Origin of the sequence: Mycobacterium sp. (assembly GCF_035653355.1) — a bacterium.
Classification (GTDB): domain Bacteria; phylum Actinomycetota; class Actinomycetes; order Mycobacteriales; family Mycobacteriaceae; genus Mycobacterium.
The window spans coordinates 1-6,691 of the sequence record NZ_DASRBZ010000479.1; the positions used below are offsets into that span (position 1 = coordinate 1).

The 6,691-nt window shown below is 66.7% G+C and carries 7 protein-coding genes; 3 read left to right on the plus strand and 4 right to left on the minus strand.

Going from position 1 to position 6,691, the window contains the following annotated elements; translation table 11 throughout:
• Positions 1–164: 164 nt before the first annotated feature.
• Genes VFA16_RS16540 through VFA16_RS16555 form a run of 4 tightly spaced genes read right to left on the minus strand, consistent with a single transcriptional unit; the run spans position 165 to position 3,128 of the window.
• Positions 165–761, minus strand: a complete 597-nt coding sequence (locus VFA16_RS16540; RefSeq protein WP_324968860.1) for a hypothetical protein — start codon at positions 759–761, stop codon at positions 165–167.
• Positions 754–1,032 carry a putative holin gene (locus VFA16_RS16545; protein ID WP_324968861.1) on the minus strand — a complete coding sequence of 93 codons (279 nt, stop codon included), beginning with the start codon at positions 1,030–1,032 and terminating at the stop codon, positions 754–756. Before VFA16_RS16545 ends, VFA16_RS16540 begins: the two co-directional genes overlap by 8 nt.
• Positions 1,033–1,061: 29 nt before the next feature.
• Complete coding sequence (locus VFA16_RS16550; RefSeq protein ID WP_414687744.1) at positions 1,062–1,574, minus strand: DUF779 domain-containing protein; 513 nt, start codon at positions 1,572–1,574, stop codon at positions 1,062–1,064.
• Positions 1,575–1,604: 30 nt separating this feature from the next.
• On the minus strand, positions 1,605–3,128 hold the full coding sequence (locus VFA16_RS16555) for an aldehyde dehydrogenase family protein (RefSeq protein ID WP_324968863.1): 1,524 nt from the start codon (positions 3,126–3,128) through the stop codon (positions 1,605–1,607).
• Between the two features lie 96 nt (positions 3,129–3,224).
• Here VFA16_RS16555 and VFA16_RS16560 point away from each other — a divergent pair, with 96 nt between their 5' ends.
• From VFA16_RS16560 to VFA16_RS16570, 3 genes are all read left to right on the plus strand, one after another.
• Positions 3,225–4,067: a class I SAM-dependent methyltransferase gene (locus tag VFA16_RS16560; RefSeq protein ID WP_324968864.1), complete on the plus strand. Its 843-nt coding sequence runs from the start codon at positions 3,225–3,227 to the stop codon at positions 4,065–4,067.
• A gap of 22 nt (positions 4,068–4,089) precedes the next feature.
• Complete coding sequence (locus VFA16_RS16565; protein ID WP_324968865.1) at positions 4,090–6,099, plus strand: prolyl oligopeptidase family protein; 2,010 nt, start codon at positions 4,090–4,092, stop codon at positions 6,097–6,099.
• A 176-nt stretch (positions 6,100–6,275) separates the two neighbouring features.
• Positions 6,276–6,691, plus strand: a 416-nt coding sequence (locus tag VFA16_RS16570; RefSeq protein WP_324968866.1) for an SRPBCC family protein, incomplete at its 3' end; no start/stop codon positions are given.

Sequence of the window (6,691 nt, forward strand, 5' to 3'; positions counted from 1 at the left end):
CGATCGCAAGCGCGGCGGAGCCGGGCGCAGCGGGTCGCCACAATCCGACCCAGTGGCGATCGCAAGCGCGGCGTACGGGGACCGCCAGCCAGCAGCCAAGGTCGTGATCTCGACCCGAATCGCAGCCGTAGTGTCTGTCTGGCGGGTGAAACCCGGCGTCGCGGCTAGTACGGGATGATCCCGACCAGGCAGTGCGGCATGCGCTGGCAGTAGTAGTAGCCGTACAGCGGTGCCGCCGCAGCAACCGAGGCGAACAGTGCCGACATCACCGCGATAGCCAACGCCGCCAGCAGCGGCCTGTCCTGCACCATCGCCAGCATCAATCCGCCGACCGTGCACACCACGACGTAGACGAGAACCACGAAGACTGCCGGCGTCTTGTCGATCGAGTGGTACCACCAGTAGAACAAGCCCAAGCCGATGGGTGCCGCGACAACCCACACTGCGGCGATTACAAGGACGAGCTTCCACCACTTCAGGAAGTAGTACCGCCCGGGCACGGCGACCGGCTGCGCCGGCACCGGGATCGGTTCGGAGGGCGTCGAAATCGCCGGCACCGGAATCGGTTCCAGCGGCGGGGCGTCACCCGTCGTCGCCGCGGCCTGCGAGCCGGTTACCGACGCCGCATCGGTGTGCGCCACGTGTCGACCGCTGTTGGTCGCCTCGGGCTCAGCGGGGGATTTCAGCGGCTGCGAAAACGCGCCGGTGTCGAAGGTGGGCGTGTACGGCTCGGTCTTGGGCTGTGTTTCGTCGTCAGCCACCAGATACCACCCGCATCGCAACGAGCAGACCAAACCACCCCGGTGCCACTGCCAGAATGAACGCGCCGAGTGCCGTCACCCAGCGATGCCTGGCCAGCATGATCGCCAACAGCCCAACAACACTGGGCACTCCGACCGCCAGCGCGATTACGACGTCCGGCCGGACCCGGGCATCGATCCACACCGTGGCCGCTGCTCCTGCCAGTACCCCGACGGCAATGCCGACCAGCATCGCGCTCGCCAACATCCAGGCGCGCGGAAGCGGAATCACGCCTTACGACCTTACTGCGGAGATTTCGGCTAGCCGGGCACCTGCCCGGCGCGCCTTGCGGGTACCGAACATGCATCGGCGGCTTCCGCGACAACCGGGCCACGCGACGGCGGGCGCTCACCGCGCTCGTAGTCGGCGCCGCTGATCACCGGCGCGGCGTCCAGCGACGCGTTCTCCGTGTTGCTGAACGCGCGGCCGCGGGACAAAAACCGCATTCCCTCTGGTGCTTCCAGGCTGAACCCGCCGCCGCGGCCCGGCACCACGTCGATGACGAGCTGGGTGTGCTTCCACGTCGCGAACTGCGGCCCGGAAATCCACACCGGCACACCATCGCCGACGTCGAGCACACCGAGCAGCACGTCGCGGTCGCCGACCAGGAAGTCGCCTTGCGGGTAGCACATCGGCGACGAGCCGTCGCAGCAGCCGCCGGACTGGTGGAACATCACCGGGCCGTGGCGGTCCATCAGCTGTTCGAGCAGTTTGGCGGCAGCCGCGGTGATCACCACCCGGGGCGGCGGTCCCACGGCGCCGCTCCTCCTCATCGCTACGCTCTGCATCGTCGCCGGCGCGGATCAGAAGAACCCTTGCGCCTTCTCGGAGTAGGACACCATCAGGTTCTTGGTCTGCTGGTAGTGGTCGAGCATCATCTTGTGGTTCTCCCGGCCGATGCCCGATTGCTTGTAGCCGCCGAACGCGGCGTGCGCGGGGTAGACGTGGTAGCAGTTCACCCATACCCGGCCGGCCTGGATGTCGCGGCCGGCCCGGTAGGCGATGTTGCTCTCGCGGCTCCACACTCCGGCACCGAGCCCGTAGAGGGTGTCGTTGGCGATTGAGATCGCGTCGTCGTAGTCCTTGAACGATGTCACCGCGACGACGGGCCCGAAGATCTCTTCCTGGAAGATCCGCATCTTGTTGTGGCCGGTGAAGATCGTGGGCTGCACGTAGTAGCCGCCGGAGAGGTCGCCGCCGAGTTCGGCGCGCTCGCCGCCCGTGACGAGCTTGGCGCCCTCGCTTTTGCCGACCTCGATGTAGGACAACACCTTTTCCAGCTGGTCGTTGGAGGCCTGTGAGCCCAGCATCGTCTCGGTGTCCAGTGGGTCGCCCTGCCGGACGGCCTTGGTTCGGATCGCGGCCAGTTCCAGGAACTCGTCGTAGATGTCGGCCTGAATCAGGCTGCGCGACGGGCACGTGCACACCTCGCCCTGGTTGAGGGCGAACATGGTGAAGCCTTCCAGCGCCTTGTCCTGGAAATCGTCATGGGCAGCCATCACGTCGGAGAAGAAGATGTTCGGGCTTTTGCCGCCGAGCTCCAGCGTGACCGGGATGAGGTTCTGGCTGGCGTACTGCATGATCAGCCGACCTGTGGTGGTCTCCCCGGTGAACGCGACCTTGGCGATCCGGTTGGACGATGCCAGCGGCTTGCCGGCCTCGGCGCCGAACCCGTTGACCACGTTGACAACTCCGGGCGGCAGCAGGTCGGCGATCAAACCGATCAGGTAGAGCACCGATGCCGGGGTCTGCTCGGCAGGCTTGAGCACCGCCGCATTGCCGGCGGCCAGTGCGGGCGCCAGCTTCCAGGTGGCCATCAAGATCGGGAAGTTCCACGGGATGATCTGCCCGACCACTCCGAGCGGCTCGTGGAAGTGGTACGCGACGGTGTCCTCATCGATTTGGCTGAGCGTGCCCTCCTGGGCCCGGATCGCGGCGGCGAAATACCGGAAATGGTCGGCGGCCAAAGGGATGTCGGCGGCCAGCGCTTCGCGGATCGGCTTGCCGTTGTCCCACACTTCGGCCAGCGCGAGCGCCTCGCGGTTGGCATCGATGCGATCGGCGATCTTGTTGAGGATCGCCGCCCGCTCGGCCGGGGCGGTCTTGCCCCATTTTGGTGCCGCGGCGTGGGCGGCGTCGAGCGCCTTGTCGATGTCGGCGTCGTCGGAGCGCGGCACCTCGCAGAATGGCTGGCCGGTGACCGGCGTCGGGTTGTCGAAGTAGCGGCCGTGCACAGGAGGCAACCACTCGCCGCCGATGAAGTTGCCGTAGCGGGATTCATAGGACATCAGCGCCCCGGCGGAGCCAGGACGTGCATAGGCGGTCATTGAATCAGCTCCTCATCTTTGCGTGACAAAACTCACAGTACCGCTGCGCCCGGCCGTACAGTCAGCCTCGTAGGCCACGGAATTGGAGGTGGTGCGATGCCTGAGGTCAACACGGCCGAGGAATCCCTGCGGCAGTGGAGCGCGGTCGCATCGGCGTGGGACAGAGACAGCGAGCGCCTCTTCAAAGACGTGCGCTCGGTGTCAGAGTGGCTCGTCGACCAGGTCGATCCCCAGCCGGGCCAGACGGTGCTCGAGCTCACGGCGGGTCCGGGCGAGACCGGCTTCCTCGCCGCGCCCCGACTCGGGTCGACCGGCCGCCTGATCAGCAGCGATTTCGTCCCCGCGATGGTGGAGGCGGCTCGTCGCCGAGCCGGCGAGCGGGGCTTGGACAACGTCGAGTGCCGCGTCCTTGACGCGACGCAGATCGACTTGCCCGACGACTGCGTGGACGGCGTTCTGTCGCGGTTCGGGATGATGCTCGTGCCCGCGCAGCAGCGTGCGATCGCCGAGATCCGGCGTGTGCTGAGGCAGGGCGGCCGGTGCGCTTACGCGACGTGGGGACTGCCCGAGCACAACCCGTGGATCTTCCAGATCATCGTGGCGCTGCTGCAGAACGGCGTCACACCACCCGGCGACCCGTTCGCACCGGGAGGCATCTTCTCCCTCGCCACTTCGGAAAGCAACCGAGCACTCCTAGCCGGCGGCGGTTTCACCGACATCACCGTCGAGGAGCTTACCGGCACAATGGTTTTCGACGGCCCCGACGACTACTGGACCCACATCACCGCCGTCGCAGGACCCGTGGCAGAGCTGGTCGATTCCCTCGATGGCGAGCAGGTCAACGCCATCCGCTCCACCCTCGACCCGTCACTGGCGCCGTTTGAAACTGACGGCGCGCTTGAACTCCCCTGGCTGGCCGTCGTCACCAGCGCTGCATGACGGTACGGGGTCCGCGGCCAGAATGGCGGTCATGACCGACGATCCGTATCTGTGGCTTGAGGACATCACCGGCGATGACGCACTGAACTGGGTGCGCGCCCACAATGAACCGACCGCGGCCGAGTTCGGCGGCCCAGATTTCGAGCGAATGCGCGCCGAGGCGCTCGAGGTGCTCGACACCGACGCCCGCATCCCTTATGTGCGTCGCCGCGGCGAGTTCCTCTACAACTTCTGGCGCGACGCCGCCAACCCGCGCGGGCTGTGGCGGCGCACCACGCTGGAGAGCTACCGCGCAGACAACCCGGACTGGGATGTGCTGATCGACGTCGACGAGCTCGGCCGCTTCGACGACGAAAACTGGGTGTGGGCCGGCGCCACCGTCATCGAACCCGACTACACCCGGGCGCTGATCGGGCTGTCCCGCGGCGGGTCGGACGCGGCAGTAGTTCGCGAATTCGACATGGAGACACGAGAATTCGTTTCCGACGGGTTTGTGCTTCCGGAAGCCAAGACCTACATCAGCTGGGCTGATCCGGATACGGTTTTGCTGGGCACCGACTTCGGCGAAGGCTCGCTGACCGAATCCGGTTATCCGCGGGTGGTCAAGCGGTGGCGGCGTGGCGAACCGCTGGCGGAGGCGCAGACGCTCTTCGAAGCATCGCGTAGTGACGTTCTCGTGGCGGCCTCGGTCGACCGCACGCCCGGTTTCGAGCGCACCATGCTGCGGCGGGCCATCGACTTCTTCAACGACGAGGTCTACGAGTTGCGCGGTGACGAGCTGATCCGTATCGACGCGCCGACCGACGCGACGGTCTCGGTGCACCGGCAGTGGTTGTTGATCGAGCTGCGCACCGACTGGTTCACCGGCAGCGGTTCGTATGCCGCGGGCTCGCTGCTGGCCGCTGACTACAAGGAGTTTCTCGCCGGGACAGCGCCGTTGCAGGTGGTGTTCGAGCCCGACGAGCACACCTGCCTGTATCAGTACGCGTGGACCCGCGACCGGCTTTTCGTGGTCACGCTGGCCGACGTGGCCAGCCGGGTCGAAGCCGTCACACCAGGCAGCTGGCAGCGCGCGCCAGTGCCGGGCCTGCCCGCCGCCGCGAACACGGTGATCGCCGCCACCGACGACACCGGCGACGAATTCTTCCTGGACTCCAGCGGATTCGACACCCCGTCACGTCTGCTGCGAGGCACCGCCGACGGGGCGCTGCAGGAAATCAAGTCCGGGCCCGCCTTCTTCGACGCCGAGGGGCTTGACGTCACACAGCATTTCGTCGCGTCGAAGGATGGCACGTCGATCCCCTACTTCGTCGTGCGTCCCCGTGATGCTTGTGGGCCGACGCTGCTTTCCGGCTACGGCGGCTTCGAGGTGGCGCGCACTCCCGGGTACGACGGCGTGCTGGGCCGGCTGTGGCTGGCGCGCGGCGGCACCTACGTGCTGGCCAACATCCGCGGCGGCGGCGAGTACGGGCCGCGCTGGCACACCCAGGCGATGCGGGAGGGCCGGCATCTGGTGGCCGAGGACTTCGCGGCAGTGGCAACCGATTTGGTGGACCGCGGCATCACTACCGTCGAGCAGCTCGGTGCCCAAGGCGGCAGCAACGGCGGGCTGCTGATGGGCATCATGCTCACCCAGTACCCGCAGCTGTTCGGCGCGCTGGTGTGCCAGGTGCCGCTGCTGGACATGCGCCGGTTCCATCTGCTGTTGGCCGGCGCATCATGGGTGGCCGAATACGGCGACCCCGACGATCCCGCCGACTGGGAGTTCATCTCGAAGTACTCGCCGTACCAGCATGTCTCGGCCGACGTGCGCTATCCGCCGGTGTTGATCACCACGTCGACGCGCGACGACCGGGTGCATCCCGGGCATGCCCGCAAGATGACCGCCGCGCTGGAGGCCGTCGGTCAACGGGTGTGGTATTACGAGAACATCGAGGGCGGACACGCCGGCGCTGCCGACAACGCGCAGACCGCATTCAAAGCGGCGCTGAGCTTCTCGTTCCTGTGGCGGATGCTGGGCAACAAGCATTGAACCTCCTGGGCTGCCCGACCGTCTCACCAATAGGAGTCGAGGAGGTCGAGATGAGTTCCTTACTGGCGGCCTGCCTGTCGGTTGGCGTCCCGGTGGCGGGCCTTGGCCTGGTGGACCTGCAGGCGCGTCTTGAACGATGGGATCAAGAACGCCATGCCCAGGACTAGCCTCAAGCCATGACCGTCACCACAGTCGACGCCGGACCTCAGCAGGTAAGCCGCTCGGTCGAGGTCGCTGCGCCAGCCCGCGAGTTGTTCGCGATTGTCGCCGACCCGCGCCGCCACCATGAGCTCGACGGTTCGGGCACGGTAGGAGCGAACATCCGCGGACCCGAGCGACTCGAACCCGGCGCGCGGTTTTCCACCAAGATGAAGATGTTCGGGATGCCCTATCGCATCACCAGCACCGTTACCGCTTTCGAACCCGACCGGCTTATCGAATGGCGCCACCCAGTCGGCCACCGCTGGCGATGGGAGTTCGCGCCGATCACGCCCACCAAGACCCGAGTCACCGAAACGTTCGACTATCACGACGCCGGACCGGTCAAGAACCGATTGAAGTACTACGAGCTGACCGGCTTCGCCAAGCGCAA